This is a genomic window from Planctobacterium marinum (assembly GCF_036322805.1).
Lineage (GTDB): Bacteria > Pseudomonadota > Gammaproteobacteria > Enterobacterales > Alteromonadaceae > Planctobacterium > Planctobacterium marinum_A.
Genome location: NZ_AP027272.1, coordinates 3,719,290 through 3,745,576, shown reverse-complemented (window position 1 = coordinate 3,745,576; position 26,287 = coordinate 3,719,290). Strand labels below are relative to the sequence as shown.

The window sequence follows — 26,287 nt, the reverse complement described above, 5'->3', positions numbered from 1 at the left end:
AAAAAGCTACTTCAACGATAAGAGTAAATATAACTATGTTGAAAAATATTCAGCTGCACCTCTCCAAAGATCAACAAGAAGAGATTGAGGCAGAACTGTCCCCAATCATTGAAGAAAACAGGCGTCAATCAATAAACGCATTTCAGCGCTATGTTCCCTCTCTTTTTCCTTTAATTGCATCGGGAACGAGTGACAATATATCCATTTTTTGTAATGAACGTCGCGATCTAAATATTGTTGATTATGGTCTGGGACGGACCTTTTATGGACCTGATCCGATAAATGAAGTGCATGAGCACTTTACAGGTTTTACCCGACATGCTTGGTATAGAGCTTTTAATGAGCTCAAGTCCGTCACAGAAAGTGTGAGCGAGCAGCTTGATGACTTTCGTGATTTGAATATCTATAAACAGTTACAACGAACCCAGGAGTTACCACAGAAATTAGAATGCGTAGTTGTGCTTGGTTGTGGTTTGGGCCACCATCTCGAGAAGCTCGTAAAGGAATATCAAGTTGAACATGTCATTGTTTATGAGCCTGAGATCCAATTTTTTAGATGCTCTGGTTATGCAGTTTCATGGAAAGATATTCTGGAAACGGCTAAAAAGAAGAATACCAACTTATATTTACAAATTGGTAAAGATAGTCGTGACTTGATAAGTGATTTGAGGGAACTGAAAAGCTCATTTGGTGTCGCTGGGTTTTACATTTATAAACATTACAATCATCCGATTTTTGATGCCGTATTCCATCAAGTATTGAACAAATCATGGAGCGACTTACAAGAGCACGGTTTCTCTTTTGCTGATCATAAAAAAGCCGACAATTATGTCCCCCCTTGGACTTATCATATTGAATTGGATAATTATCGAAGCGCGTCTAAAGACGACGTAAAGTTCCAGAAAAATCTCAGCGCGTTTCGCACATACTTTCCTGCCATTGCTGACGAATTTGAGGACTATAACCCAACCAACTGGTTGCCAATTCAAAATCTGAAACATCAGCAAATCAATCTTCTGAATACTGAAAATCTTTGTTGTTGGTACTCTGATGAACCCAAGCAAGACAGCTTGAGTCATTTAGAAGTATTTGCCGATAAGCCGAATAAAGACGGCCTGGTGCTGGGATACACTGGAAAAAAATTAGCTCACTATCAGCATTATAAATTCGTAAAAGAAGCTGAGGGTTTACTTGATGAAGTCGAAGAAGAGTTTGGAGCGTTACCAGAAAACATTCAATCGCTGATCCAGTTTGGTCTTGGCTGCGGCTATCAATTGGAGTCGCTATTGCAAGAACACGAAATAGAAAACTTATTCATTAGTGAGCCGATTAGGGACTTTTTCTATGCGTCCTTGTTTGCCATTGATTGGTGTCAAATATTCAAAAAAACAGATGAACTAGAAAACCGTCTCTATATCAATATTGGTGATGATGGCTCCAATTTGTTCAAAGACCTACTGCAGCAGTTTTATTCAATTGGTCCTTACATCCTCAACAATACCTATTTCTATTCTGGTTATTACAATTCAAATTTAAAGAGTGCGATTGCTCAACTAAGAGAGCAGTTAAAGTTGGTAATTTCTATCGGTGAGTATTTCGATCATGCCTATTACGGTATTACTCACACAGTGGAAGGAGTAAAACGACAATTTCCCATACTCAAAAAGAATGCCCAACAGGTGCTCTCTGTAAGCGACAGAGAAACACCCGTATTTTTAGTGGGAAATGGCCCCTCACTGGATGCATCAATTCAGTATATTAAGGAAGTGCGTGATAGTGTGATATTGGTTACCTGTGGTACTTCACTACAGGTGATGTATAAGAATGGTATAGTGCCTGACTTCCATGCAGAAATAGAACAAAACAGGGCTACCTATGATTGGGCAACATTAATAAATGCGCCAGAGTTCTTAAAAAAGATCTCTCTTGTGTCCTGTAATGGTATACATCCCGATACAGCCCGACTATACAAAGATGTTTTCGTTGCGTTTAAAGACGGTGAATCTTCTACGGTTTCCACACTTAGCGTGTTGGGAGAAGATAAATGTGAAATGTTGCAATTTGCATTTCCTACAGTTTCTAACTTTGCCACGAATCTTTTCATTCAACTTGGAATGGAAAATATTTACTTTTTTGGTGTTGATTTGGGCTTTTACGACAATAAGCATCATCACTCAAAACAATCGGCATATTATAATCGCAAAGGAACAGAAGTATTTGATTATGGAAAAGCCAACAATACGGCACTAGTGACGAGAGGCAATTTTAGACAAACTGTTTTTACTAAAGAAGAATTTAAAATTGCCAATGTCGTGTTATCTCAGTCTATTTCTGCATGTTCTAAAAATTGCAATTTTTATAACTGTAGTGACGGAGCTTTGATAAATGGTGCCAGTCCTTTACAGCCAGATTTAGTGTTAGTTAGCGGTAGTGAAGCGGAGCGTTTGGCGGCAGTCAATAGAATCAAGACTGATGCATTTTTTATTCCCGACAATAAACGGTTTACCGATATATACACTCGACGTTATGTACCAGAACTGACCAAGCGAGAAATGGAACTGTTTGTTGAGCGATTTGATCAGAAAATTGATTCGGCTGAGGAGGCGAAAGAATTTATCAATCAACAAAAAGAGGTTTTGTTTGACTCATACTCCACTGGACGGTCGATGCTGTTTTTCTATCTTTTCGGAACGGTTAACTTTGCTAACGCCTTCCTGACCAAGCTTCTATATTCCTCTAAAACGCATCATGTCGAGTTGTTTAATCGGGGCATACAGATTTGTAAATCGCATTTTCAAGGGTTTAAGAAAGTCATAGAAGATGATTATCCAAGATTTGATAAATCAGTTTACAATCTTGTCATCAGACGAGTACTGAAACTTGGTAATATTGCAGAACACAAGAAAATAGTATTGCTAACAAACGTTCACTCCATCGGAAAATACTTTAAAGATTTTATCGAAACAATCTACTGTTGGAAGGCCGATGTTAAAGTCTATGTGTATCATAGAGAGGTTGACTTACCAGACAATATCAATGCAGATTACATTATTTATTGCCACTGTAATGATACCCAGGCCCCCACTCCTCAATTAAAAACTTCAGTGAGGGATATCAAGGTTCCTTTCGTAGGGAATTTGGGCACTTTAGTTTGCACAGGAAGTCTTTCATCTGAGGAGTTAAATTCACATCTTCGCTCGGATGAACCATACAGCTTAATGTTAATCCCTCAGGATCCTTCTCCGGTGTATGACTCGGATTGGATAGCACATGCTCCGATGATCACAAAACAGATAATCATGAACTGTTTCAGTGGACCTGAAAAGCGATTGATTATGCCTAAACTTATGGTGAGAAGCCGCGTGGTAGAGGAGTCCCAGTGTCAACGAATCAATCTTGAGGTTGGGACCGAAGCAACTTTAGTGAGTTATCCTCAATTAGTTTATGGATATGCAGATGATAAGACTTTGGGAGACTGTATTGATATAAATGGTGATCCAGGAATGCGTATCTCAGCAGCAGAACTGAACGAACACAGAATAGACAATGCAATGTCTGATGAGGAGTATGCCGCTGTTATTCCTCGGTGGTCAGCTACTATGAATAATCGCGAGGAATTTTCTGAGTGCCAAGTAGAGTTGATACAATTGAACTAAGTTTGAATGTTTGTTTGTTAGTTAACATTTCGACTAACCATCAGGATGTACAACCAACATGCGAATGTGAACGGCTTCACAAAAGCTGAGTTTATTGCTTAACAATTGAACGAACTGTGCTACTATTTAAAGTGAGGTATAGGAGGTATGTATGGTAGGCATAGTCTCAAATAATTCCGGCAACTCGCTTTTACAGCAAGTGCAGGAACGTCAAAACAATCTTTTAGAGCGTTTGGCTAGTGGTAAAAAGGTCAATAGTGCTGCAGATGGTGCTGCCGCACAGCAAATAATTGATCGACTTTCCAGTCAAATCGGTGGAAATCAACAGGCATTGAATAACGTCTATGACGGTATTTCTTTGGCACAAATAGGGGATGCAGCGTTATCAGGTGTGACTGATGATGTTAACCGCATCCGCGAGCTGTCCATTCAAGCTGGTAATGGTTTGCTAACGGACGCGGACCGAAGTGCACTGCAGCAAGAAGTAACGCAGCTACAAGACAACATTCGCGATACTTTGGAAAACACCAATTTTAATGGCAACAGTCTGTTTACTTCGGATAGCACTATTAACTTCCAATCTGGCGCAAATGCAGGGCAAAGTATTGGGGTGAACACCCGTGACTTACCCACCGCGTTAAACGATATCCTGAATGCCGATATCAGCACTGCTGCGGGAGCACAAACGGCGTTGGACTCGGCAGATTCTGCCATCGAGACCGTTGGTAGTAACAGAGCGGAATTTGGTGCGGTGCAAAATCGCTTTGAAAGCACAGCGCGTCAGTTGACTACGCAAGCGGAAAACGAAGCTGCTGCGCGAAGCCGAATCCAGGATACGGACTTTGCGCAGACAACATCGGACTTGGCGGCAAGTCAGGTATTAAGCCAAGCCAATATCGCAGTGCAGGCTCAATCAAACCAACAGCAGAGCCAGGTATTATCCTTGCTTAGCTAGAATTGGTTTGAATATTAACCGAGATGATTTAAAAGGCGCTTTATGCGCCTTTTTTAATACTTAAGTCTTATAGCCCTCATGGACGACAAAAAGTATGCTTTTCAGATATTTGTGCCTATTTAACAAGCTTTAATGTAGATATTTCATCTACTTACTTGAAACTCATCGCAATCAGAAGCAAACTAGGCAAAAAGCAATAATAACATTTTCGGGATTACGGATTTTCAATGAGTCGCATTCTGGTTATAAGTTCCCAAGAGTCCAGACGAAACAACCTTTCCACCGTGATCAGTTTCTTAGGTGACCAACCTGAGACTGCGAGTTTCGAGCAGGCGATTGAAACCCTTAAACGTGAGGCGGCATTGGATGCGGTTTTGATTGATGGTGATGAACCAGAACTTGCCTCCGACGTGATTGAGAAATTCCCCGCATTTCCCTTTATTGCCGTCGGAAACTCCGAGCAATTGGTTTCTATTCCTAATGTGATGGGCTTGCTGGAAGAGCCTATTACCTATCCAGTGTTAACTAAATTAATGCATCGCTGCCAGGAATATATTCGTCGTAAACCCGGCCAGAGTAAAAGTACTCAAAAAACCAAGCTATTCCGAAGCCTCGTGGGAAAAAGCCAAGAAATACAAAACGTACGACGTATGATTGAGCAGGTGGCTCCTACCGATGCAAATGTGCTGGTTTTAGGAGAGTCAGGCACGGGTAAGGAAGTGGTTGCCCGCAATGTGCATTTTCTATCTCAACGCAAAGACGGCCCATTTATTCCAGTGAACTGTGGGGCAACCCCCGGAGAACTGCTTGAAAGTGAGTTGTTTGGTCATGAAAAAGGCGCATTTACCGGTGCAGTGAGTTCGCGAAAAGGGCGTTTTGAACTCGCCGAGGGCGGCACTTTGTTCCTTGATGAGATTGGTGATATGCCATTGCAGATGCAGGTTAAGCTGCTTAGGGTATTGCAAGAGCGCACTTATGAGCGCGTAGGCGGTACCAAGCCTATTCCTTGTAATGTACGTATCATTGCTGCGACTCACAGAAACCTGGAAGATATGATTGCAGAGGGTAAGTTCCGGGAAGATTTGTTTTATCGTCTTAATGTATTTCCAATAGATAGTCCGGCATTAAGAGAACGAAAAGAAGACATTCCACTACTCATGCAGGAATTGGTATCTCGCTTCGAAAACGAATCCAGCAAAAGCATAAAGTTCACTGAAGAAGCGTTAGCTTCTTTGATGGAACACAAGTGGGCAGGCAACGTCAGAGAACTTTCAAATCTGGTGGAGCGATTGACCATCCTTTGCCCAAATCAAGTGGTGGATGTACCTGATTTACCAATCAAGTATCAACACGTTTCAGTAGATGATTTTAGTCCTGAATACCCTGAAGAGTTGCTGGAAAGGGAAGCATTGAATAGTTTATTTAGTGATGACAGCGATGACTTCGAAGATGATGATACATTAGCTGTCGCACAGCCTACAACGTATGTTGATCCGGATTTGCCCGCAGAAGGCGTCAACCTCAAAGAGTATCTCTCAGATCTTGAAGTGAATATGATCACTCAGGCACTTGATCAACATGATTGGGTGGTGGCACGGTCAGCTGAGTTTTTAGGTATGCGACGCACTACGCTTGTAGAGAAAATGCGTAAATACAATATTGCCAAGTAAATAAGAGTTCTTATTTTCCTAAAGGTTGATCCAATTCAAAGGTTGTTTCAGCCAATATGTAATAGTCACTTTGAATAAAATACTAAAGACCACCCTGGTTTTATACGATAACGTATATTAGAGATTATCATCTAACAGCAAGTATTTCAGTTTCAGCTATTCAGAGACGTGAATGAATTTATTAAATGGTACCGAAAAGTTATTGACCCAAAGCTTTCTGGACAATGGCTATATTATACAACCTGCAGAAGATCTTGATGCGCTCAATCGCATCAGACAAAAAGTTGCAGAACTCACCGCAGAACACCTCAAAATTCAAACTCCTGAAGATATCGGGACATTTTTAGATAACATTGCCGAACGCATAAATGTAGCGCAACTTAATGATTTAAAGCTATATATAATCAATGGTTTAATGCGGACAGATAGTTTTCGCGAGGATTATTTTGCCACTGCTCGTAGTCTACTGGAAACGTTGGTGGGTAACGAATTGGCTATGCAAAGAAATATGGGCTTTAGCATTTTAATGCCAGAGGATGACAGCTCAATTATCCATTTGCATTCTGATACATGGGGCTCGGAATGTTCGCCTTTTGAAGTCGTTTTATGGGTACCATTGGTCGATTGCTATCGAACGAAGAGTGTTTTTATTTGTCCTCCAGATAAAGATCGGCAATGGAAAGATAAAATCAGTGACTTTGCCGAGCAAGGTACCGATGCCCTATTTAACGCAGTTGAGCCGGATTTAGTGTGGCCCGATATTCCCTATGGCCATGTTCTGCTTTTTACACCCACAGTGATGCACGGTGGAAGAGTAAATAGAGAACTAACAACCAGGTGGTCCATCAATATTAGATTTAAAGGTTTATTTACCCCGTATGCCGGAAAGCGGTTGGGTGAATATTTTGATCCAATCACTATTCGAGGTATAACCAGAGTTGGAATGCAGTTCGAATACCCGGGAGGCTTTAGTGAAAACTAAATCGGGTTTTCGTGGCTATGTCAGTAGTCGCGCGGTCCGTGACGCATGCTATCCGCAGCGCTTACAAAATCTTGCGATTAGGGAGCATGCCAATCGCAATGGCCTGACTTATTTGCTGAGTTCGACTGAGTTTGCAATGCCCGGCTGTTATATGATGCTTGACGATCTCATTACCGAACTGGAAGTTTTAGACGGTATTATTTTGTTTAGTGTGTTCATGCTGCCAGAGTCTCGCGAGAAGCGTTTTCACATTTATGAGCGTGTTTTATCGCAGCAATGTGCCATGCATGTAGCTTTGGAAGATATGGTGATGTCATCAGAAGCTGATATTGAGAGTTTCGAGGATGTCATTCAAGTGGCAAAATCACTGTCTCAAGCACCGCTTAACGACGTTTATCAGACTTTTAATTTGAAAATGAACGACCAAGATCCTTTTGTAAAAGCTATTTTTAAAGTGCTGTAAATTCTATCATCTAACTTCGCCAAACAGGTCCGAAAAGTCAAAATGCAGGCGCGCCATCCAAGTTAATACCCTTTGTAAGGTATTGAATTTTATTCTTTTAATTGGTTGGCACGTTACCTGCTTTAAAAGTCAGTATTATTGAACGACTTTTTTTTGACATGCAGGTACAAAACATAAGAGCATGTGGTGGACAACGGTCCAACCTTACGGCTTTACCTCAATTTGCAAACCAGCTTTGCTCAGAGCAAAATTTGTCTGATGAAATGCGTTTGGCTTTTAAAGCCATACCAGCGGGTATTTTGTTTGTTAATCGCTTGGGGTTAGTGGAACTTGCTAACAAATCCGCCAGAGATTTATTTCAAAAAGATATTGAAGGCAGTGTTTGGCGCACTGTTGTAGAAACCTTATTCGAGCCGCAAAAAGACGATGGTTTGGAAGTGTCTTTGGTCAATGGTCGAAAAGTTAAATTTGCCATTTCCAATGTCCCCGGGGTTCCCGGGCAACTCATCCATTTAACGGATCTCACCCAAACCCGCACATTACAGGCCAAGGTGAGTCACATGCAGCGCTTGAGTGCACTAGGGAAAATGGTGGCTTCACTTGCACACCAATTGCGAACCCCTTTATCTGCCGCCTTACTTTATGCAAGAAATTTACAAGCTATTGGTATCTCGGCAGCGAAACAAAGGCGCTTTAGCGATAAGTTAATTGCTCAACTCAAAGGACTCGAAAGGCAGATCAATGACATGTTGTTGTTCGCTAAAAGTGGCAAGCAAGAAATTATTGAAGATATCCATCTGGCTAGTCTGGTAGAGACATTAGTAGATGAGATACGAGAAACGGTATCGGATTCAATCAGGATAGACTTCCGAAATTTTTGTAAAAACGATGAACTTAAGGGTAATCGAACTGCAATCTGTGGCGCGATCAACAACTTGCTGCAAAATGCAATCGCGGTAGGAGCAAGCCAGATTGAACTGCAATTGGATAATTGCCAGCGTGGAATTCAATTGTCTATTGCCGACAATGGGCCTGGTATTCCAAAACAGCAAATAAAACAAATATTTGAGCCGTTCTTTACCACAAGAGCGCAAGGCACTGGTCTTGGGCTTTCAGTAGTCAGGTCTGTTATGTTCAGCCATCAGGGGCGAGTTTCCGTTGTAAATCAGGATAATGGAGGCGCCAAATTCACCCTGCTGTTCCCACCAGGGACGTTGTCAATAAACAGCCAAAAAGCAGAACTTAAAGCAAGTGCCGACCATGTCAAAGTACAAATTGAGGGAGAGGGTGCATGAATCAAAAATGTGTAATGCTGGTAGAAGATGATCACGGTCTGCGAGAAGCCCTTTACGACACGTTGGAATTAGGTGGCTATAAGGTTGTGGTTTGTGATTGTGCAGAGTCTGCAATATCACGTATTAATGAAGTAAAAGTCGACCTGATAGTCAGTGATATTCAAATGACGGGTATGAGTGGTATTCAATTGCTGAAAGTGGTGCGTAACAAGTTCCCCAATTTGCCCGTGATTTTGATGACGGCTTATGCCCAAATTGACGATGCCGTTACTGCAATGCAAACCGGTGCCACCGATTATATTGCCAAACCGTTTGAGCCTGATGTATTACTCAATTTGATTTCCCGTTATGCGCCGTCGCAATCCTCTGATAGCTTCAAACCAATCGTAGGGGATGAGTCCAGCAAGCGCTTATTGCAGTTGGCCCAAAGGGTTGCTAAAACCGATGCAACGGTCATGGTATTGGGTCCTAGTGGTTCGGGTAAAGAAGTACTGGGTCGTTATATTCATGAGCAGAGTAGTCGCGCTGATGGGCCGTTTGTTGCCATAAACTGTGCCGCTATACCTGAGAATATGTTGGAAGCCACCTTGTTCGGCTATGAAAAGGGGGCATTTACCGGTGCGTTGCAAACCTCGATAGGAAAATTCGAACAGGCCCAGCAAGGTACAATTATGCTGGACGAAGTGACCGAAATGGATTTGGGGTTGCAGGCTAAATTATTAAGAGTATTGCAAGAGCGCGAAGTAGAGCGTTTAGGCAGTCGTAAAACCATTAAGTTAGATGTGCGTATCATTGCCACCAGTAACCGAGATCTGATGCAGGCGGTTCAGGAAGGGCAATTCAGAGAGGATCTGTATTACCGACTTAATGTTTTTCCACTGCACTGGCTGCCTTTAGGCGAGCGTGTTGGTGATATTGTGCCACTGGCAGAGCACTTGGTTGAGCGTCATGCTTTGAGACAAGGCTATCGCATTCCTGACCTCAGCTTTTCCGCAAAGCAAAAATTATTACAGTATAAGTGGCCGGGGAATGTGCGGGAGCTTGAAAATGTCATACAGCGCGCATTGATTTTGTGTGATAGCAACGAGATATCGGAACAGGAGTTAATGCTGGATAATCACGTTCCAGTCAATGAATTAGAAGAACAAGTCCCACCGGAGTCGCAAAACACCGATTTATTAGGGCAAGAATTGAAACAACAGGAAAATCAGATCATTTTAGAAATGTTGATTTCCTGCAATGGTAAACGCAAGGACGTCGCTGAAAAACTCGGTATCAGCCCCAGAACTCTGCGCTACAAGTTAGCCAAAATGCGGGAGATGGGCATCGATCTGCCTGCTTGATACAACCCCTTAAGTCGTTATGCAATAGCGGTGACAAGAAATTGTCACCGATGTTACTGCGTGCTCAAATGCCTGTCAAAATACTGTTAAAATCCACCTAAAGCATTGATGTATATATGCTTTTAAATTGTGGCACTATCATTGCTTTAACAAAGGAAATTGTCAAAAAGTGACAGAACCTTGGAGAAAGTGATGGATATTAAAGCAGATTCCTTATACAGAGAAATGCAAATGTTAGCGGCTCAAACTAAAACTGAGCTTACGCCCTCTGTCAATTTGCAAACTAATCCTTCCCGTGAAAACTTTGCTGATATGCTCAGTTCCGCTATCAATGGCGTGAACGAAATGCAATTGCACGGCAGAGAACTAACCAATCGCTTTGAAATGGGTGACCCAAATTTAAGCCTGGCTGACGTGATGGTAGCCAAAGAAAAGGCGGGTATTGCTTTTGAGGCCACCGTACAGGTGCGTAACAAAGTAATGGAAGCCTACAATAAAATCATGCAAATGCCGGTATAACGGAGTAATAAGAAATGGCTGACGCAACTACAGACTTAACTGTACCGGGCGATAACCTGGACCTGGAATCCGCAGAACAAAAATCCGGCTTTATGGATGCTTTGGGCAGTGTTGACATGCTGCGCCAAATTATCCTTGTTGTGGCTTTGGTAATTTGTGTGGCAATCGCAATTTTTATCGTTATCTGGGCACAAGAGCCGGATTACAGACCGCTTGCTAAGTTACCCACAGATGAGCTGATTCAAACACTTGATCATCTGGATGTTGCGCAGATCCCCTATGAGTTAGAAGGCAATACGATTTTAGTTCCCGAAGATCAATACGAGGCCATTAAGCTGTCATTGGCACGTCAAGGATTATCGCAAGCGCCCGATTCCGGTACCGATATCATCATGCAAGACATGGGTTTTGGTGTCAGTCAGCGAGTTGAAAAAGAACGCTTAAAGCATGCCCGTGAACAACAAATTGCCCGCACCATTGAAGATATGTCTAATGTCAACAAGGCAAAAGTCTTACTGGCGATGCCGCGAGAAAATGTGTTTGCTCGTAAACAGTCTCGCGGTAGTGCAACCGTGGTAATTACCATGCGTCGCGGTGCGATTTTAAACAGTGAAGAAGTGGACGCGATTGTAGATATGGTGGCTTCAGCGGTTGAGACTATTGACCCGGATAGAGTTACCGTGACAGACAGCAATGGACGTTTGCTAAACTCCGGTTCACAAGATTCCATCTCAGCACGCTCCAGAAAAGAATTCGAAATCGTCAAACAGCGGGAAGCAGAGTACCAAGGAAAAATTGATTCTATACTTATCCCGGTGCTGGGTTTGGGCAACTATACCTCGCAAGTGGACGTCAGTATGGACTTCACCTCCACCGAACAAACACAAAAACGCTACAACCCGGATTTACCTGCGGTACGCAGTGAGATGACCGTGGAAGAAAACAGCGTAGGAAGTGTTATTGCCGGTGTGCCGGGTGCGCTGACCAACCAACCGCCGCTAGATTCCAATATTCCACAAAACAATGCTGGCGCAAACTCAACGAGAACTTCTCCGGGCAGAACCCACAAAGAGGCAACACGTAACTTCGAATTAGATACCACCATTAGCCATACTAAACAGCAAACCGGTGTGATCCGTCGCTTGAGCGTTTCTGTAGCTGTGGATTATAAAACCAGCACTGATGCTGATGGTAATGAGACTACTGCGCCGCGAACACAGCAAGAATTGTTGAATTTGCGTCGCTTACTACAAGGCGGTATCGGCTTTGACGTGACGCGCGGTGACTCGTTAGAAGTCGTGACCATTCCGTTTAGCCGCATTGATACCGGCCTGGAAAAAGAAGTTCCACTTTGGGAGCAGCCTTGGGCCATGCGTGCACTGAAACTGGTCATGGGCGGCTTGATTATAATTGTTCTGATTCTGGCGATTGTGCGTCCGATGCTGAAACGTCTGATTTACCCAGAAGATACCACTGAACAAGAAGAGTTCAATGTCGATCAAAGTCTTGACTTGGGTGACGAAACCATCACTATGTTAACTCAAGAGTTTGATGAAGATGCAGTAGGCTTTGCAGCGGATGGATCGCTGATGCTGCCTGACTTGCACAAAGATGAAGATGTATTGAAAGCAGTACGTGCATTAGTGGCGAATGAACCTGAACTGTCAGCGCAGGTAGTGCGCGGATGGTTGATGCTGGATGAATAAGTTATGGCTGAAGAAGCAGAAGACATAGGCTACGACGTCGGGAAACTGGAAGGGGTTGAGAAAGCTGCGATATTGCTGCTCAGTCTCTCCGAAGAAGACGCGGCACAAATCCTGAAACACATGGAGCCCAAACAGGTTCAAAAGTTGGGTCAGGCCATGGCAACCATGGATGACATGACACAGGGTAAGATTACAGCGGTTCATAAGCACTTTATTGAAGAGATTCAGAACTACAGTACCATCGGTTTCCACAGTCATGACTTTGTTAAGAAGGCCTTAACTGCAGCCTTAGGTGAAGATAAAGCAGCAAACCTTATCGACCAGATTTTGGTGGGTGGTGGTGCTAAAGGTTTGGATTCACTCAAGTGGATGGATTCGAAACAGGTGGCGGGTATTATCCGCAACGAACACCCGCAGATTCAGACCATTGTATTGGCTTATCTGGACCCAGAGCAATCTGCTGAAATTTTGTCTCAGTTCCCGGAGAAAGTGCGTCTGGATTTGATGATGCGTATCGCCAACCTGGAAGAAGTACAGCCGGCGGCACTGCAAGAATTAAACGAAATTATGGAGAAACAGTTCGCCGGTCAAGCGGGTACACAGGCTGCCAAGATGGGCGGCTTGAAATCAGCCGCCGATATTATGAACTATCTGGATGCCAATATCGAAGGCCAGTTGATGGATGCCATCCGTGAGCAGGACGAAGAGATGAGTCAGCAAATTCAGGACTTGATGTTTGTCTTTGATAACCTGGCGGATGTGGATGACAGAGCGATTCAGGCGATTCTTCGTGAAGTTCAGCAAGACGTACTCATCAAAGCCATTAAAGGTGCCGATGAAGGCTTGCGGGATAAGATCGCCAAAAATATGTCGAAACGCGCCGCGGAAATGTTATTGGATGATTTGGAAGCCTTGGGACCAGTGCGTATCAGTGAAGTGGAAACCGCACAGAAAGAGATTCTCTCAGTGGCTCGACGCCTGGCTGATGCCGGTGAAATCATGCTTGGCGGCGGTGGCGGCGAAGAATTCCTGTAATCAATTAGTGGTAGTGTGAAATGGTTGATTTTGTTAACGACGAACAAAATGAGGAATTCAAGTCCTTTGAGATACCTTATGTCGAGGACCAAAAGCCTAAATTTAAAAGCGAAAGTAATGCTTTTAATAAAACCTCGGATTGGAAATGGGAACCACCAGAGGAAGAGGAAGAAATCCTGCCGCCCACAGCTGAAGAAATTGAGGCTATTCGCAAAGCGGCCTATGAAGAAGGATTTTTACAGGGGCTCGATGAAGGGCAGTTAAAGGGCTATGAAGAGGGATTGGAAAAAGGCACTGAAGAGGGGCAGAAGAAAGGTTATGAGCAGGGCCTGAGTGAAGGGTTGCAGGAAGGTCGGGACATTATTCAGCAGCAGATGCAGGCTTGGCAATCACTGAATGGCTCACTGCAAGAGCCCTTGACACTGGTGGAAGCTGAGTTGGAAAAGGAGTTAACTCAGTTGGCTGTGGCGCTGGCGCGCTCCGTAATCCGTACCGAAGTGCAGCTTAATGAAAATATCATTTTTGAAGCGCTTAAGTCGGGCCTTAAAGTACTTCCCATTCGTGAAAATGGTTATCAAATAAATTTACACCCGGAAGATTTGACATTAGTTAAACAGCACTTTTCAGAGGAAGAAATTCAACAGCACAATTGGATATTGGTGGAAAGTGTCGGGCAATCTCGCGGAGGCTGTGAAATCGTAACCGATTCCAATGCTGTGGATGTTTCTATTGAGCGGCGTGTAAGAGAGAGCCTTGATAAGTTTCTATTAGAGCAAGGTTTGCGTGAACGTGAAGCCAGATAGTCTTATCGGCGCGCTATTATGACCGAACGTATTCTCAGTAAAATAAAAGATTTACAGAGTCAGATCCCGCAACCTGCTACCGTTGCGGCTGGTAAACTCGTCCGTGGTATCGGCCTAACTCTCGAAGCGGTGGGTTGCCAGTTGCCTGTTGGTAGCCAGTGTCTGGTGCAAACTATCGATGGTGAGATTGAAGCAGAAGTTGTCGGCTTTGGTGACAATGTTACCTATCTTATGCCGACTGAAGCAGTAAAAGGCATCGTACCTGGTTCACGTGTGCAACCCCTAACACGACAACAGGGTATTGCTGTGGGAATGGGCCTTCTAGGGCGCGTTGTCGATGGTAATGGTAATCCAATAGATGGCCTTGGCGCATTAAAAACCACAGAGTATGTGCCTTTTACTCGCCCTCCAATGAATCCACTTATTCGCAAACCCATCAAACAGCCTATGGATGTGGGTGTTCGTTCCATCAATTCTATGATCACTGTTGGTACTGGGCAGCGTATGGGGTTGTTCGCAGGCAGTGGTGTGGGTAAAAGTGTTTTAATGGGCATGATGACCAGAGGTACAACCGCTGATGTAGTGGTGGTTGGTCTGGTGGGGGAACGGGGACGAGAAGTAAAAGAATTTATTCACGATATATTGGGTGAGGAAGAGCGCCACAAGTCTGTAGTTGTTGCGGCACCTGCCGATACTTCACCTCTCATGCGCCTGAAAGGCTGTGAAACAGCGGTTAGTATTGCCGAATACTTTCGCGACCAAGGCATGAACGTACTGTTATTAATTGATTCGCTTACGCGCTATGCTATGGCCCAGCGTGAAATTGCATTGGCGGTAGGTGAACCTCCAGCAACGAAAGGTTATCCCCCCTCAGTATTTGCACGTTTGCCGGCATTAGTAGAAAGAGCGGGCAACGGCGCTGAAAATCAAGGCTCAATTACGGGGTTTTACACAGTACTTACCGAAGGTGATGATCTGCAAGATCCCATTGCAGATGCAGCGCGCGCTATTCTGGATGGACACATTGTACTTTCCCGATCGCTGGCCGATGCCGGGCATTACCCAGCTATTGATGTGGAAGCGTCTATCAGTCGTGTGATGCCACAAGTGGTGAGCGATGAACATTTGCAATCGGCGCGGCGCATCAGACAGATTTATTCAATTTATCAACAGAACAAAGATCTCATTAGTATCGGGGCGTACAATCGAGGCGCCGATCCGCGTATTGATATGGCCATAAAAGCCGAACCTATGATCAATAATTTCCTGCAACAAGGTATGAAGGATATCATCCCTTACGATGAGAGTTTGGGGGGCATGGTGCAATTACTGCAGAAGTTTGGTGGTAACGCATAATGACCAGACAACTACAAATGGTAGCTAAATGGGAAGCTGAAAAAGAGGAAAAAGCCGCTTTGGATTTTCAGCAAGCCCAAGCCTATGTGCGGCAAAACCAAGAGCGTCTGGATGGCTTAATGCAATACCGTCTCGACTATTTCAAAAAAATGCAGGAAAAAGGCGCGAATGGCTTTGAGGCGTTGGCATTCTCCCATCATCAATCATTCATTAACAAACTAGACAAAGCCTGCGCGCAACAACAACAGATAATACAGGATGCCAGTAAGGCTGCTGAGCAGCGAAAGCTGCAATGGTTGGAACAGCAAAAGAAGCGCAAAGCCGTAGAGATGTTGCTGGACAAGAAAAACACTGAAAAACAAGCTCGCCTCGACCGCCATGAACAAAATATGATGGATGAGTTTGCCCTGCAAAAATTCCTCAGAGCCTCAAGACGCTAATCTTTAGCGCTTATAAAATACAGTTGGCCTGATTTATGCTTCCCCACAAGGTAACGATAAAACTAACAGAAATTTGACGCATTAAAACCGTTGTTACCGTGCAAATACGGGATTTCTGGCAGAATCAGGTGAACAAATATGCAACAAGTTGCCGCATCTAATAATGATATTGCCGCTCAGAAACTCTTTCCGGGAGATGTCGATGCCGATGCATCTGGCGCAGGTGATGAGTTTGCCAAGTTTATGATAGGAAGCAGCGAGGGCGCTGATTCTGCAAAAAGTGAACAGAACTACCGCGGTCATGGTGATTTGAAAAATACTGCGAAAGACACTCACCCCGACAGTGAAAAGCCTTCATTAAAAGCACATGAGTCAGAATTCAAGCTCGAGAAACCAGGCTCGGAAGAGTCTATGCCGCAAGATGGTCAATCTAGTAAAGGGCAGGCTGAAGATGGGGAGCTGCACGAAGAATGGGTTAGCATCATACAGAAGCTCAATGGTGAGGCGGTTAAACCAGAAACTGAAACGGATGCGCCCGTGGTAGAAAATCCTTCCACAGAATCGCCGATTCTGGTAACAGACACTGTTTTAGAAGATTCATCTGAAAAAAGCGCCGAAATTCCGCCTGAGTCAGAAACCGAGGCGGTTACACCTTCTTCTATTCAGGATTGGAAGCAACAATTACGAGAGAAGCTATTGAATTCTGGACACGCCTTAAACGCTTATCAGATGAAGTCGGTAGATAAGGCGGTTAACGGGCTTTCCGATGAAGAAATTCAGCAGCTATTGAATGATGATGCCGCATTAAAACAAATGATGTCTGATATCCTGAACGTTGACGACCCTCATCCCCATGACGTTTCCTTGCTATTACAATTAAGCGGGCAAAATAACGGACAATTAGAGCAGGCTACGGGCAATGAAGAAATTTTATCCTCACAGGATACAGAGATCTCTGGAGGCTCTGAGCAAGAGCAATCATCAGCCGATTTATTGAATGAAAGTACAACTGAAAATGGCGAACAAGATGACAATAATGACGTCACTGAAACTGAGTTTGTTCAGTCTACTGATGCTTTAGCTGAAACGTTGCATGTTGATGCGCCATTAGATTCAGAAGTACCGGTAGAAGCTGAAGCACCAGTAGATGCAGAAGAGCCAGTAGATACAGAAGTGCCAGTAGATTCAGAAGTACCGGTAGATTCAGAAGTACCGGTAGATGCAGAAGTATCAGTAGATGCGGAAGTGCCAGTAGACGCTGAAGCACCAATAGAGGCAGAAATACCGTTTGTCACTGGGGGGACAGTGGATGCAGATGCATCGGTTGATACTGACCATGATGCTGGTCTGACTGGTTCGGGACGAGAAACAAACAAATCAGCTGAAAGCACCACAGCAAACAGTACCGTCACCGATACTCAATTTAAACCAGAACAACTCAATCTTACTCAGTTGCTAAATGAATTAGACAATTCAACTGAGACGGCCGACGGTAAAATTGCTGCTATAGATAGCTTAACCCGCCGACTTGAATCCTCAGAAGTCGGTCAAACGGCGGCTGGGAAGAAGTTTATTGAGAGCTTGAAAAACGTTAGTGCTGAGTTCAAGGAGCAACTAAAAGCCGGTCATGAGCCGGGTATTAATATCAGTAAAATTGTCTCGGAAGGAATGGTAGCCGATACTGCCTCTGTAGAAAGCGCGGCACTTGAGCAACAAATTAAAGGTGCTTTACAACAAATCGTTAATGTAGCTCATGCTTCTAGCGGTATGGATAGTGCTGCTCGAGAGACGTTACTCAATAACTTTAATAGTAGTATGACAGCAAGGGATAATAACACTGCGCAATTAGAAGCGCAGAAAACTCAGCAACAGAATTTGCAAAACAACGCTTTTGATAAGGCGGTAAATATTCAAAAACCAGAAGCAGCACAAGAGTTAGCTAACAAAGTTCAGGTGATGCTAAACCAGAAAAATATGGTGGCCGATATCCGCTTAGATCCGCCTGACTTGGGACAGATGCAAATAAAGGTCAGCATGCAAGGTGACACTGCCTCAGTCAGTATGGTAGTGCAATCTCAAGCCGCTCGTGAAGCATTGGAACACAACCAACCCAGGTTGAAAGAACTGTTAGAGCAACAGGGTATTGAATTAGGTCAATCTTCGGTACGCGAAGAGCAACAAGGCCAAAAAGGTGAGGGTGATGGACAAAATTTTGCCTCTGGAAAGGGACAGGAGGCGATGGAGGACATTGAAGCTGAATCCTCTCCCGATATCAGAACGGTTGGCTTAGATGAGCCAGAAGGTATCGATTTTTTTGCGTAAATTGGCGATAGATGTGCAAAGATCATTGCCTTATTGAGGCACTGTTATCCATAATAAAGAGAGTTAATTAGCAGAGAAGCAAAAAATGGCTGAACAAGAATTACAAATGGAAGAAAGCGCCCCCAAAAAGGGCAAAATGATGATCGTCATCATTGCGGCAGTTATCGTGATCATCGGTGCCGTGGCCGCTTTCTTTTTATTAGGCGGTAGCAGTGATGAATCTGAATTAGATGAGCTGGAAACCGAACAGGTCGTAGAGCAGGCACCTTCTACTTCAATCGGTTCAACGAATGTGGGGACCGCACTGTATGTTGCCATGCCCAGACCATTTGTTTTTAATGTGCCAGGCTCAGGGCGAGACAGGCTGGTACAGATTAAAGTGCAGCTAATGGTGCGCGGCACCGATGCTGAAGAAACAACTAAAATGCACATTCCGATGATCGAAGGCACATTACTAAGAGTGTTCAGTAGCTCCAATGCCGATGATCTGGTGACTGAGGCGGGCAAAATTGCCATGAAAGAGCAGGCATTGCGGGAAGTTCAAAAAGCGATGCAGACAATTGCTGGTAACCCAGTTATCGAGCAGGTGTTATTTACCGGTTTTGTAATGCAATAGGCTATTGATTAACTAAATACAGAGGCTGAGCAGGTGAGCGATTTATTATCACAAGACGAAATTGATGCCCTCTTACACGGGGTTGATGAAGTTGAAGAGGAGGATATTGAAGAGTCCGACGTTTCCTCTTCGGCGATGGAGTACGACTTTTCGTCTCAGGATAGGATTGTTCGTGGTCGCATGCCGACCCTTGAAATGGTAAACGAACGTTTTGCCAGACACATGCGGGTCAGCTTGTTTAATATGATGCGTCGTTCAGCAGAAGTGTCCATTAATGGCATCCAAATGATCAAGTTTGGCGAGTACATTCACACTTTGTTCGTGCCGACAAGCTTGAACATGGTGCGTTTTCGTCCACTTAAAGGGACCGGGTTAATTACTATGGAAGCTCGTTTAGTGTTTATCCTGGTAGACAACTTTTTCGGCGGAGATGGGCGCTATCGTGCGAAAATAGAAGGTCGTGAGTTCACACCAACAGAGCGTCGTATTATACAGATGCTACTTAAGATCATATTTGAGGATTACAAGGAAGCGTGGGGTCCGGTTATGGATGTGTCTTTTGAATATCTCGATTCAGAAGTAAACCCGGCCATGGCAAACATTGTAAGCCCCACCGAAGTGGTGGTGATCAGCTCCTTTCACATTGAGTTGGATGGTGGTGGTGGAGACTTTCACGTGGCTCTACCTTACTCCATGCTGGAGCCTATACGGGAATTGCTAGATGCAGGTGTGCAGAGCGATAAAGAAGATACGGATCTGCGTTGGAGTAAAGCACTTCGCGATGAGATCCTCGATGTTAACGTGGCACTGACCACCCATATGTTAGATTTAGAACTGCCGCTTGAGGCGATTGTTAAGATGAAGGCGGGCGACGTCATCCCCATTGATATGCCCGAGTATATTACGGTGCTGATTGAGGGGCTTCCAACCTTCCGTAGCAAGCTTGGACGTTCTAGAGAGAATATTGCGCTTCAGATTGTTGAAAGAATACCAAGACCTGTTTCAGTGAAATCGCAGTTACATCTGTTGACCAAAGGTGGACGCCGCATAGATTCCGATGCGGAACTACAAACCCTTGAAGATGATTTAGTATTGTAAAGTATAAGAGGAAAAGAAGATGAGTGGTGAAGATGATGCAATGGACGATTGGGCTGCGGCAATGGCCGAGCAAGCTGAATCGGAAGGGGAAGATACGCTATCTGGCGATGCTGCCTCTGGCATGTCTGGGGTTGAAGTTGCAGAATTAGATGAATTCTCAGAATCGGGTGGTGTTTCAGGAGAAGAAGAGAAAAAACTAGATACAATTCTCGATATTCCTGTCACTATATCCATGGAAGTTGGGCGAAGCTTGATCAGTATCAGAAATCTGCTGCAATTAAACCAAGGATCAGTGGTGGAACTGGATCGCGTAGCGGGTGAGCCTTTAGATGTATTAGTTAATGGAACTTTGATCGCCCACGGTGAGGTGGTTGTAGTTAATGACAAATTCGGGATCCGCTTAACGGATGTTATTAGTCAAATCGAACGTATCAAAAAACTCAAATAAAACTTTATTTCCGACGTTAGTATGGCTGCTCTTCAGTATCTTGTTGGCAGCCTCACCTTTCTCTTTCGCTGAAGACAGTCAAATATCAACGCCTCTTTCTTCATGGGTATCAGTTGCGTTTTCGCTCTTGCTGGTGATAGGCGTGATATTGCTACTGGCTTACATTATGCGACGCTTTACTGGGATGCAAACGTCAGGAGGGCAGATCAAAACAGTTGCCAGTATGATGGTGGGCACGCGAGAGCGCATTGCAGTAATTCAGGTGGGTGATGAGCAGCATCTGGTTGGGGTAACAGCACACAACATCAATCACCTCGCAAAACTAGAACAGCCAATAGTTCCGGGAAGCAACGAGAATTCACTCAAGCAAACCTTTGCAGGAATACTACAACAACACAAAAAAATGCAAGGCAAAAACGATGATTAGAATAGCCTCCTTTATCGCTATTTTTCTGGTGCTATGGATGCCCGACACGGCTCTGGCGAACCCCGGCATCCAGGCACTCACGGTAACCACCAATCCAGATGGAACGCAAGATTACACTATGACCTTGCAAGTTCTTGGGATCATGACCGCGCTGAGTTTGCTACCAGCGTTTCTGATCATGATGACTTCTTTCACTCGAATTATCGTGGTGATGTCTATTCTTCGACAGGCCATCGGTTTGCAGCAATCTCCTTCCAATCAGATATTGATTGGTCTGACATTATTCCTCACCATGTTTATTATGGCACCGGTTTTTGAAGAGATGAACGACAAGGCGTTGCAGCCTTACCTCAAGGAAGAAATGACTGCAAGAGCCGCGATCGATGAAGCTATAATCCCTATTCGCGCCTTTATGCTCTCTCAAACGCGAGTTAAAGATTTACAAACTTTTGTGGAAATGGCCAAGCTGGAAGATACTGTGACTAAACCCGAGGATGTCCCCATGACAGTGTTGATCCCCGCGTTTATTACCAGTGAGCTTAAAACCGCGTTCCAAATTGGGTTCATGTTGTTTATTCCCTTCCTGATATTGGACCTGGTGGTGGCCTCCATTTTGATGGCAATGGGTATGATGATGTTGTCTCCAATGATTGTCTCCTTACCGTTTAAACTCATGTTGTTTGTATTGGTAGATGGCTGGAATCTGGTGTTTGGTACGCTCGTTACAAGTTATGGCATGGGGTAGTTAAGTATGAGTCCAGAGGTCTTTGTTGATATCCTTAACGATGCACTATTTATGGTAATCTTGCTAGTTTCGGCCATTATAGTACCCAGTATGATTGTCGGTTTAATCGTCGCGGTATTTCAGGCTGCTACATCCATAAACGAACAAACTATTAATTTTTTACCAAGGCTATTAGTGACATTGCTGGCGTTGAGCTGGGGAGGTCATTGGCTGGTAAACAAATTGATGGATTTTACCTTTGAGATAGTTGCCAGAATACCGGAGGTGGTGGGGTAGTTCTATGAACTTCTCAGAAGCCGAGATCCTTCAAGCGATTGCCGATTATGCGCTGCCTTTCATGCGTATTAGTGGGTTGTTGGGGTCGATGGTAGTGATGAGTGCCAAGACATTACCTACACCGATACGCGTGCTATTAGCTTTCACCCTTGCCATTATGGTTATGCCAATTGTTCCTCCTGTTCCTGTTAAAGATCCCGTATCGGTTGAAACCTTTGTTATGGGCATGCAACAGGTGATTATCGGGCTTTCTATCGGTTTTATTTCTACCTTGGTGCTGGAAACTTTTGTCCTCGCAGGTCAGGTTATTGCGATGCAAACTGGTCTGGGTTTTGCCTCTATTGTCGATCCTGTAAATGGCATAAATGTGCCCGCGGTGGGACAGTTTTATCTCATACTAGCAACGCTTTTGTTTCTTGCGTTTGATGGTCATCTGAATATGATTCAAATGATAATTATGAGTTTTCAAGCGTTCCCAATTGGAGAAGCATGGTGGACAGCTGAGCAGTTTAAATCCATCGTTGACTGGAGCGCTTGGATGTTTATTGCGGCATTGACCTTAACCTTGGCACCTATTGTTTCATTGCTGATCATCAATCTGGCTTTTGGCGTAATGACCAAAGCAGCTCCCCAATTAAATATATTTACTATCGGTTTCTCATTCGCACAGATTGGTGGTCTGGTTATCATGTGGTTGATAATGGACAACTTTACCAACCATTTCGGGCAGCAATGGCAAAGAGCACAGCAACTGATGTGTAATTTGTTGAATATTTGCCCCGGTTAACGGTGAGTAGTAAAGATGGCTGATGAGGATAAAACAGAAGACCCCACGGCGAAACGCCTGGAAGACTCTCGAAAGAAAGGTCAGATAGCCCGTAGCCGTGAATTGTCGACGGTGCTGGTGCTCATCTTTAGCGCGATAACGCTTTACTTAATGGCTGCAAGTCTCGGTAAGATGATGCTGACTGTAATGCGCCACTTCTTTGATCTCAGTTATGACGAAGCCTGGGATTACACTCATATGCTGACTTCTTTAGATTGGGTGATGGAAATCATTTCTGTCCCCATGTTGACCTTTTTAATTGTTGTTTCTGTTGCCGGTATTTACGGCAGTGTTGCCATGGGAGGTTTTAATTTCACCTGGTATACCGCCAGTTTTAGAGCCGAAAATCTGAGTCCAATCAACGGTTTAAAACGGATGTTTGGCATGAATGGCTTAGTTGAACTACTCAAGGCGATTGCCAAGTTCGGTATAGTTGCCGTCGTGACTTATTTTATGCTGGCTTTTTACATGGAAGAAGCGCTGCACCTTGACCAAGAGCTTTTTCCGGGCAGTCTGTTTCACGCCATGGAGCTGATTGGCTGGACCTTTATTATTATTTGCTGTGCGCTTATTCCTATAGCTGCCGTTGATATACCTTATCAAAGCTATACCCACAATGAGCAAATGAAAATGAGTAAGCAAGAGGTTAAAGATGAACGCAAAAATGCTGAGGGTGACCCCCAAGTTAAAGGCAGAATAAGACGATTGCAATATCAGGCGTCTGCAAGACGAATGATGCAGGAAGTTCCTCAAGCTGATGTTGTTGTCACCAATCCTACACATTACTCGGTAGCGCTTAAATACGATCAGGCGGGGAATCGTGCCCCCTATGTTGTGGCAAAAGGAGCGGATGAATTAGCCATGCATATCCGAAAAATTGCAGAAGGTAATGATGTTCCTTTATTAGCTTCACCGGCGTTAACTCGAGCGATATATTACACCACAGAAATAGATGAAGAGATTCCGGAAAAACTATTCCAGGCCGTTGCTCAAGTGCTGGCCTACATTTATCAGTTAAAACAATTTAAAACAGGGCGGGGGCATCGTCCTAAACCACTTGCTAAAGATCTACCTATACCACCAGAATTACGCCACTAATTATTTTTGACCATGAAAAATTCATATTGGCCTGTTAATTGCTGAACTCTTGCAGTTCCGTCAAATAATTAACACGTAGATATGTCAGTTGCCACCTATTTTAATCGCATCGACCAGAACAAATTAAAAGAGATCACCACAGGTTTAGGCACTCCCATGGTGCTTTTGGCCATTATGGGTATGGTCATCCTGCCCATGCCAGCGTTCTTGTTGGATATCTTATTCAGTTTTAATATTGCACTGTCCCTTATTGTTATTCTGGTGTGTGTGTTCACACAAAAGCCAGTGGACTTCGGTATATTCCCATTGGTGTTGTTGATTGCCACCGTATTGCGACTGGCCCTTAACATTGCATCGACTCGTGTCGTTTTACTTGAAGGTCACGAGGGAGGAGATGCTGCTGGTAAAGTGATCGAAGCATTTGGTGAAGTGGTAATCGGTGGTAACTTTGCAGTTGGTATTGTGGTATTCGCCATACTTCTGATCATTAACTTTAAAGTGGTAACAGCAGGTGCGGGAAGAATATCTGAAGTAAGTGCTCGCTTTACCCTAGATGCTATGCCTGGTAAGCAGATGGCAATCGATGCTGACCTGAACGCCGGTTATATTGATTCTGATGAAGCGCGCAAGCGTCGTGAAGAAATTACAGCGGAGGCTGATTTTTATGGTTCTATGGATGGTGCTTCAAAATTCGTAAAAGGAGACGCCATTGCAGGTTTGTTTATCATGCTCATTAACATCGTTGGTGGTTTGTTTATAGGCATGATACAGCATGATTTGAGTTTTGGTGATGCAGTTGAAATTTACACCTTGCTCACTATTGGTGATGGGCTGGTAGCTCAGATACCCAGCCTTTTGTTGTCGGTCGCAACGGCTATTATCGTAACCCGTGAAAATGAAACCCAGGAAATGAGCAGCGAGTTATCAACTCAGCTGGGAAATCCACGTGCACTTTATGTTACCGCAGGTATTTTATTCGTCATGGGTATTGTCCCTGGCATGCCGCACCTGGCATTTCTTGGGTTCAGTTTTGCGATTGGCGGCTATGCCTTTTATCAACAATATCGCGCCAAAAAAGAAGCAGAAAAACCCAAGACTATCGAGAAGAAATCTGATGTGGCGCCTCAACCGACAGAGGTTAAAGAGTTAGGTTGGGATGACGTGCAACAGGTCGACACCATAGGATTGGAAGTGGGTTATCGCTTGATTCCCTTAGTGGATAAGTCACAAGGTGGCGAACTATTGACGCGCATCAAGGGGGTGCGTAAGAAGCTTTCTCAGGAATTAGGCTTTTTGATTCCGCCAGTACATATCAGAGATAACCTCGACCTGACTCCGAATAACTACACGATTTCTATGATGGGGGTGAACGTTGGCGAGGCTGATATTCATCACGATGAAGAGATGGCTATTAACCCCGGACAGGTATTTGGCAATTTAAATGGCACTAAAACTAAAGATCCGGCATTTGGCCTGGATGCGCTTTGGATAAAGCCCTCACAGCGTGAACACGCACAAACATTAGGGTACACGGTAGTGGACGCAGCTACCGTCGTAGCCACGCACTTGAGTCAATTATTAACTAATAATGCTTATCAATTATTGGGCTATGAAGAAGTACAACAGCTGTTGGATATGTTGTCCAAATCTAATCCCAAACTGGTTGAGGGGCTGGTACCAGATATTTTACCGCTGAGCACCGTGGTTAAAGTTTTGCAGACCTTACTTTATGAAGGGGTACCTATCCGCGACATGCGCACCATCATCCAGACACTTTCTGAGTATGGCATTAAGAGTCAAGATCCTGACGTTTTAGTTTCTGCGGTGAGAATTGCCTTGAAACGTCTGATTATCCAGGAAATAAATGGTGGTGCGAAAGAAATCCCTGTAATAACACTTTCACCTGAACTTGAGCAAATGTTACATCAGTCTTTACAGGCAGGTGGACAGGATGGAGCCGGCATAGAACCTGGCCTGGCAGAGAATTTACAGAAGTCTTTGAATCAGGCGTCACAGCAACAGGAGATGGCGGGAGAGCCAGCCGTGTTATTGACATCTGGTATGTTGAGACCAGTACTCTCAAGATTTCTAAAACATGTGGTACAAGGCTTGCATGTGGTCTCTTATCAAGAAGTTCCTGACGACAAACAAATTAAAATTGTCAGTGCTATAGGACAATAACAGAGCACCAATACTTGAGGTGATGAG

23 protein-coding genes are annotated in these 26,287 nt (G+C 44.1%); all 23 read left to right on the top strand.

The annotated features are described in order from the left end of the window. Window positions 1-35 precede the first annotated feature (35 nt). Window positions 36-3,656, top strand: coding sequence for a 6-hydroxymethylpterin diphosphokinase MptE-like protein (locus AABA75_RS16545; RefSeq protein WP_338293846.1), 3,621 nt, complete (start codon window positions 36-38; stop codon window positions 3,654-3,656). A gap of 151 nt (window positions 3,657-3,807) precedes the next feature. Continuing rightward, window positions 3,808-4,611, top strand: a complete 804-nt coding sequence (locus AABA75_RS16540) for a flagellin (RefSeq protein ID WP_338293845.1) — start codon at window positions 3,808-3,810, stop codon at window positions 4,609-4,611. Window positions 4,612-4,838: 227 nt separating this feature from the next. Continuing rightward, entirely contained in the window at window positions 4,839-6,281 is a 1,443-nt protein-coding gene (locus AABA75_RS16535; RefSeq protein WP_338293844.1) for a sigma-54 dependent transcriptional regulator, read from the top strand. 172 nt (window positions 6,282-6,453) lie between these two features. Then, window positions 6,454-7,263, top strand: coding sequence for a sporadic carbohydrate cluster 2OG-Fe(II) oxygenase (locus AABA75_RS16530; RefSeq protein WP_338293843.1), 810 nt, complete (start codon window positions 6,454-6,456; stop codon window positions 7,261-7,263). Then, the gene (locus AABA75_RS16525; RefSeq protein ID WP_338293842.1) at window positions 7,253-7,726 is read left to right on the top strand and encodes an LIC12192 family sporadic carbohydrate cluster protein; all 474 of its coding nucleotides are present in this window, start codon (window positions 7,253-7,255) and stop codon (window positions 7,724-7,726) included. Before AABA75_RS16530 ends, AABA75_RS16525 begins: the two co-directional genes overlap by 11 nt. Before the next feature lie 251 nt (window positions 7,727-7,977). Beyond that, window positions 7,978-9,021: a sensor histidine kinase gene (locus AABA75_RS16520; RefSeq protein WP_338293841.1), complete on the top strand. Its 1,044-nt coding sequence runs from the start codon at window positions 7,978-7,980 to the stop codon at window positions 9,019-9,021. Continuing rightward, window positions 9,018-10,364, top strand: a complete 1,347-nt coding sequence (locus AABA75_RS16515; RefSeq protein ID WP_338293840.1) for a sigma-54-dependent transcriptional regulator — start codon at window positions 9,018-9,020, stop codon at window positions 10,362-10,364. The genes AABA75_RS16520 and AABA75_RS16515 overlap by 4 nt, the downstream gene beginning before the upstream one ends. Window positions 10,365-10,556: 192 nt before the next feature. Then, a complete protein-coding gene (fliE, locus tag AABA75_RS16510; protein WP_338293839.1) occupies window positions 10,557-10,883 on the top strand; it encodes a flagellar hook-basal body complex protein FliE in 327 nt (108 codons plus the stop codon). 14 nt (window positions 10,884-10,897) lie between these two features. Continuing rightward, window positions 10,898-12,589, top strand: coding sequence for a flagellar basal-body MS-ring/collar protein FliF (gene fliF, locus AABA75_RS16505; protein ID WP_338293838.1), 1,692 nt, complete (start codon window positions 10,898-10,900; stop codon window positions 12,587-12,589). Window positions 12,590-12,592: 3 nt separating this feature from the next. After that, window positions 12,593-13,624 carry a flagellar motor switch protein FliG gene (gene fliG / locus AABA75_RS16500; protein ID WP_338293837.1) on the top strand — a complete coding sequence of 344 codons (1,032 nt, stop codon included), beginning with the start codon at window positions 12,593-12,595 and terminating at the stop codon, window positions 13,622-13,624. Window positions 13,625-13,644: 20 nt separating this feature from the next. After that, the gene (gene fliH, locus AABA75_RS16495; RefSeq protein WP_338293836.1) at window positions 13,645-14,427 is read left to right on the top strand and encodes a flagellar assembly protein FliH; all 783 of its coding nucleotides are present in this window, start codon (window positions 13,645-13,647) and stop codon (window positions 14,425-14,427) included. An 18-nt stretch (window positions 14,428-14,445) separates the two neighbouring features. Continuing rightward, window positions 14,446-15,783: a flagellar protein export ATPase FliI gene (fliI, locus tag AABA75_RS16490; protein ID WP_338293835.1), complete on the top strand. Its 1,338-nt coding sequence runs from the start codon at window positions 14,446-14,448 to the stop codon at window positions 15,781-15,783. Beyond that, window positions 15,783-16,223: a flagellar export protein FliJ gene (fliJ, locus tag AABA75_RS16485; RefSeq protein ID WP_338293834.1), complete on the top strand. Its 441-nt coding sequence runs from the start codon at window positions 15,783-15,785 to the stop codon at window positions 16,221-16,223. Before fliI ends, fliJ begins: the two co-directional genes overlap by 1 nt. A 138-nt stretch (window positions 16,224-16,361) precedes the next feature. Next, a complete protein-coding gene (locus AABA75_RS16480) occupies window positions 16,362-18,545 on the top strand; it encodes a flagellar hook-length control protein FliK (RefSeq protein WP_338293833.1) in 2,184 nt (727 codons plus the stop codon). Window positions 18,546-18,630: 85 nt separating this feature from the next. Then, window positions 18,631-19,161: a flagellar basal body-associated protein FliL gene (gene fliL, locus AABA75_RS16475; RefSeq protein WP_338293832.1), complete on the top strand. Its 531-nt coding sequence runs from the start codon at window positions 18,631-18,633 to the stop codon at window positions 19,159-19,161. 33 nt (window positions 19,162-19,194) lie between these two features. Continuing rightward, complete coding sequence (fliM, locus tag AABA75_RS16470; RefSeq protein ID WP_338293831.1) at window positions 19,195-20,259, top strand: flagellar motor switch protein FliM; 1,065 nt, start codon at window positions 19,195-19,197, stop codon at window positions 20,257-20,259. A 19-nt stretch (window positions 20,260-20,278) separates the two neighbouring features. Then, the gene (gene fliN, locus AABA75_RS16465) at window positions 20,279-20,707 is read left to right on the top strand and encodes a flagellar motor switch protein FliN (protein ID WP_338293830.1); all 429 of its coding nucleotides are present in this window, start codon (window positions 20,279-20,281) and stop codon (window positions 20,705-20,707) included. Between the two features lie 43 nt (window positions 20,708-20,750). Continuing rightward, complete coding sequence (gene fliO / locus AABA75_RS16460; RefSeq protein WP_338293829.1) at window positions 20,751-21,134, top strand: flagellar biosynthetic protein FliO; 384 nt, start codon at window positions 20,751-20,753, stop codon at window positions 21,132-21,134. Between the two features lie 37 nt (window positions 21,135-21,171). Further along, window positions 21,172-21,879, top strand: coding sequence for a flagellar type III secretion system pore protein FliP (fliP, locus tag AABA75_RS16455; protein ID WP_425325607.1), 708 nt, complete (start codon window positions 21,172-21,174; stop codon window positions 21,877-21,879). A gap of 6 nt (window positions 21,880-21,885) precedes the next feature. After that, a complete protein-coding gene (gene fliQ / locus AABA75_RS16450) occupies window positions 21,886-22,155 on the top strand; it encodes a flagellar biosynthesis protein FliQ (RefSeq protein ID WP_338293827.1) in 270 nt (89 codons plus the stop codon). Between the two features lie 4 nt (window positions 22,156-22,159). Beyond that, the gene (gene fliR / locus AABA75_RS16445; protein WP_338293826.1) at window positions 22,160-22,942 is read left to right on the top strand and encodes a flagellar biosynthetic protein FliR; all 783 of its coding nucleotides are present in this window, start codon (window positions 22,160-22,162) and stop codon (window positions 22,940-22,942) included. 15 nt (window positions 22,943-22,957) lie between these two features. Further along, window positions 22,958-24,079, top strand: coding sequence for a flagellar biosynthesis protein FlhB (gene flhB, locus AABA75_RS16440; RefSeq protein WP_338293825.1), 1,122 nt, complete (start codon window positions 22,958-22,960; stop codon window positions 24,077-24,079). Window positions 24,080-24,160: 81 nt separating this feature from the next. Further along, window positions 24,161-26,260, top strand: a complete 2,100-nt coding sequence (gene flhA, locus AABA75_RS16435) for a flagellar biosynthesis protein FlhA (protein ID WP_338293824.1) — start codon at window positions 24,161-24,163, stop codon at window positions 26,258-26,260. The last annotated feature ends 27 nt before the right edge of the window (window positions 26,261-26,287 follow it).

Excerpts from the sequence above, each read along its gene's own strand:
- AABA75_RS16535 (WP_338293844.1), top strand. The coding sequence starts at position 4,839 with ATGAGTCGCATTCTGGTTATAAGTTCCCAAGAGTCCAGACGAAACAAC.
- AABA75_RS16530 (WP_338293843.1), top strand. The coding sequence starts at position 6,454 with ATGAATTTATTAAATGGTACCGAAAAGTTATTGACCCAAAGCTTTCTG.
- fliR (WP_338293826.1), top strand. The coding sequence starts at position 22,160 with ATGAACTTCTCAGAAGCCGAGATCCTTCAAGCGATTGCCGATTATGCG.
- fliF (WP_338293838.1), top strand. The coding sequence starts at position 10,898 with ATGGCTGACGCAACTACAGACTTAACTGTACCGGGCGATAACCTGGAC.
- fliP (WP_425325607.1), top strand. The coding sequence starts at position 21,172 with ATGCCCGACACGGCTCTGGCGAACCCCGGCATCCAGGCACTCACGGTA.
- AABA75_RS16540 (WP_338293845.1), top strand. The coding sequence starts at position 3,808 with ATGGTAGGCATAGTCTCAAATAATTCCGGCAACTCGCTTTTACAGCAA.
- fliQ (WP_338293827.1), top strand. The coding sequence starts at position 21,886 with ATGAGTCCAGAGGTCTTTGTTGATATCCTTAACGATGCACTATTTATG.
- fliG (WP_338293837.1), top strand. The coding sequence starts at position 12,593 with ATGGCTGAAGAAGCAGAAGACATAGGCTACGACGTCGGGAAACTGGAA.
- flhA (WP_338293824.1), top strand. The coding sequence starts at position 24,161 with ATGTCAGTTGCCACCTATTTTAATCGCATCGACCAGAACAAATTAAAA.
- fliL (WP_338293832.1), top strand. The coding sequence starts at position 18,631 with ATGGCTGAACAAGAATTACAAATGGAAGAAAGCGCCCCCAAAAAGGGC.
- fliI (WP_338293835.1), top strand. The coding sequence starts at position 14,446 with ATGACCGAACGTATTCTCAGTAAAATAAAAGATTTACAGAGTCAGATC.
- fliN (WP_338293830.1), top strand. The coding sequence starts at position 20,279 with ATGAGTGGTGAAGATGATGCAATGGACGATTGGGCTGCGGCAATGGCC.
- AABA75_RS16515 (WP_338293840.1), top strand. The coding sequence starts at position 9,018 with ATGAATCAAAAATGTGTAATGCTGGTAGAAGATGATCACGGTCTGCGA.
- AABA75_RS16545 (WP_338293846.1), top strand. The coding sequence starts at position 36 with ATGTTGAAAAATATTCAGCTGCACCTCTCCAAAGATCAACAAGAAGAG.
- fliJ (WP_338293834.1), top strand. The coding sequence starts at position 15,783 with ATGACCAGACAACTACAAATGGTAGCTAAATGGGAAGCTGAAAAAGAG.
- fliE (WP_338293839.1), top strand. The coding sequence starts at position 10,557 with ATGGATATTAAAGCAGATTCCTTATACAGAGAAATGCAAATGTTAGCG.
- fliH (WP_338293836.1), top strand. The coding sequence starts at position 13,645 with ATGGTTGATTTTGTTAACGACGAACAAAATGAGGAATTCAAGTCCTTT.
- AABA75_RS16480 (WP_338293833.1), top strand. The coding sequence starts at position 16,362 with ATGCAACAAGTTGCCGCATCTAATAATGATATTGCCGCTCAGAAACTC.
- flhB (WP_338293825.1), top strand. The coding sequence starts at position 22,958 with ATGGCTGATGAGGATAAAACAGAAGACCCCACGGCGAAACGCCTGGAA.